We start from the raw sequence: 2,374 nt of genomic DNA on the forward strand, positions 1-2,374 counted from the left end.
CTGTCCGCCCCCCGGCCTGCCCGGCCGTCCGATGCACCGTCGTCCCCGCTGTCCGCCGCACGCGCTGCCCGGCCGCCCGATGCACCGTCGTCCCCGCTGTCCGCCGCACGCGCTGCCCTGCCATCCGATGCACCGTCGCCCCCCGCCGTCCGGCGCACGCGCCGCCGTCCGGCGCACGCGCCGCCGTCCGGCGCACGCGCCGCCGTCCGGCGCACGCGCCGCCGTCCGGCGCACGCGCCGCCGTCCGGCGCACGCGCCGCCCCGCCGTCCGACGCGCGCGCTGCCCTGCCATCCGGTGCACCGTCGCCCCCCCGCTGTCCGCCGCACCCGCAGCCCCACCGTCCGACGCTCCGCTCAGAAGTCCGTGCTCGCCGCCCCGTGCTTCAGCTCTCGCCCTGCCCTGCGGGCTTCCGGGGCCGGTGCTCGTGCCACTCCCTGACGATTTCTTCCACGTCGTACGGCTTCAGGCCCAGTGGTGGGCCCGGTGGGGGTTTGAACATCATGTCTCGGATCTTCGTGTTGATCTCTGTGATGATCTTCCGTACGAGTCGCTCGGAGGGCGCCGAAGCGGCGGCCAGGAGCGCGTCCTCGGCTTCCTTGCGCAGGGCGAGGGTCGGTGGCAGGACCGACATGCCCTCGCGGGCCATCTTCTGTTTGATCCACCACAGTTCGTCGTACGACGTGTCGTCGTCGCCGAGTGGTTTGCCGGCGCCCGGCAGTGTGGCGAAGTCGCCGCGTGCCTCGGCGTCGCGGATCTGTTTGTCGATGAAGGACTCGAAGCTGACACCCGGTGGCTTTCGCTCGGTCATGAGTCCATTGTGCCGGAGCCGGCCCGAGGGGCCGAGCCGGCGATTTATCATGCGGCGGCGGTACGCCGAGTGTGTACCGCGGAGCGACCATTGGACCGTCTGGACTGCGAGGCCGCGCAGACCGGAACCCGTGACCCAGAAGGAGCGCACGTGCTCGAACTCACCATGGCCTCGGTCTCCGCGCAGGACACCGCGGCGACGGCCGGGATGCTGATGGCCGACGCGCCCAGCGACCCGGGCACGGTGCTGAGGGTGGGCCGGGACAAGACCGTCTGCCGGCTCGCCACGCCCGACGACTGGCTGTTCGTCTCCCGGGTCCACCTGGAGTTCCTGTGCGGCCCCGACGGCGGCTGGCAGGTGACGTGGCTGCGCGGCACGCACGCCGACCCGTCCTCCGAGGTGAGCCTGGCGATGGTCGGCCAGCAGGCCCAGGCCCTGCTGTACGGCGGCACCGCCAGGCTCCCGCACGGCAGTTCGGGGGAACTCGTCATCCAGGACCGCACCGCCCCCCGCAGCGTCAACGTGGGCTTCTACCACGAGATGTAGAGCAAGCCGCGAGGGGGGCGAGGGCCCGGGCGCGTCAGTACAGCACCCGCGCCAGCGCGAAGCCGTCGTACCCCTTGACGCCCACCGTCTGTACCGCCGTGCCGCTCAGCTTCGGGTGGGAGGCGATCAGTTCGAGTGCGGCCCGGGTGCCCTGGATGGACGGGTCGTCGCTGTCGGCGTCGGTGACGCGGCCGCCCCGGACGACGTTGTCGACGACGATCAGCGCGCCGGGGCGGGTGAGCTTCAGGGCCCACTCGACGTAGTGCCGGTTGTTGGCCTTGTCCGCGTCGATGAACACGAAGTCGAACGGCTCGGGGTTCTCGTCGGCCAGCTTCGGCAGCGACTCCAGGGCGGGCCCCACCCGTACCTCCACGAGCCGGCCGAGGCCCGCCCGGTCCAGGTTGCGGCGGGCCACGTCGGCGTGCCGGGCCTCGTACTCGAAGCTGATCAGCCGGCCGTCCTCGGGGAGCGAGCGGGCCAGCCAGATCGTGCTGTAGCCGCCGAGCGTGCCGAACTCCAGGATGCGGCGAGCGCCCTGGATCTGGGCCAGGAGCTGGAGGAGCTTGCCCTGGTTGGAGGCGACGTTGATGTGCGGGAGCCCGGCCGCGTCGCTGTCGCGCAGCGCGGCGGTCAGCGCTTCGTCCTCCGGTGAGAGGAGGGCGGAGAAGTAGGCGTCGACGTCGTTCCAGAGCCTCGACTCGCTGCTGCTCATGCACCATGCCTTTCGTATGCCTAGTTAGATTGGCTAACTAGTCCCGGCGGCCGATCGTAGTCCGGGGTGTTGCCGGTTGTCGCCCGCTTATGGCGCGTTTTCAGTCAATCGGAGGCGGCCGCGAGGGGGCTGCCTCGCCTCGGAGGGTGGGCGCAACCCTCCGCGCACTATCGTCATCCGGATAAAAGTGGGACGGATGTCAGGTGAAGAGGGGGTTGCCTGCGTCTCACATCTGGGGCGGTGCGAGGCTCTGAGGAAGTTCTTAGGGTGCGCACATGGGTGACATACGGGATGAACGGGGCGGGAG

3 protein-coding genes are annotated in these 2,374 nt (G+C 70.9%); 1 reads left to right on the forward strand and 2 read right to left on the reverse strand.

The window, feature by feature from the left end:
* Positions 1–383 precede the first annotated feature (383 nt).
* Positions 384–809 carry a DnaJ family domain-containing protein gene (locus tag FNH08_RS48890; RefSeq protein ID WP_152778364.1) on the reverse strand — a complete coding sequence of 142 codons (426 nt, stop codon included), beginning with the start codon at positions 807–809 and terminating at the stop codon, positions 384–386.
* 150 nt (positions 810–959) lie between these two features.
* On the opposite strand from FNH08_RS48890, the gene FNH08_RS48895 reads away from it, so the two are divergent.
* Positions 960–1,355, forward strand: coding sequence for a hypothetical protein (locus FNH08_RS48895; protein WP_322726636.1), 396 nt, complete (start codon positions 960–962; stop codon positions 1,353–1,355).
* 34 nt (positions 1,356–1,389) lie between these two features.
* Here FNH08_RS48895 and FNH08_RS48900 read toward each other — a convergent pair whose 3' ends face one another.
* Positions 1,390–2,067, reverse strand: coding sequence for an O-methyltransferase (locus tag FNH08_RS48900; protein ID WP_152778366.1), 678 nt, complete (start codon positions 2,065–2,067; stop codon positions 1,390–1,392).
* Positions 2,068–2,374: the final 307 nt, after the last annotated feature.

Source organism: Streptomyces spongiae, from assembly GCF_009377185.1.
GTDB classification, from domain to species: Bacteria; Actinomycetota; Actinomycetes; order Streptomycetales; family Streptomycetaceae; genus Streptomyces; species Streptomyces spongiae.

Bases quoted from the DNA above. Each gene is read 5' to 3' on its own strand.
- FNH08_RS48890 (WP_152778364.1), bottom strand. From the start codon at position 809: ATGACCGAGCGAAAGCCACCGGGTGTCAGCTTCGAGTCCTTCATCGAC.
- FNH08_RS48900 (WP_152778366.1), bottom strand. From the start codon at position 2,067: ATGAGCAGCAGCGAGTCGAGGCTCTGGAACGACGTCGACGCCTACTTC.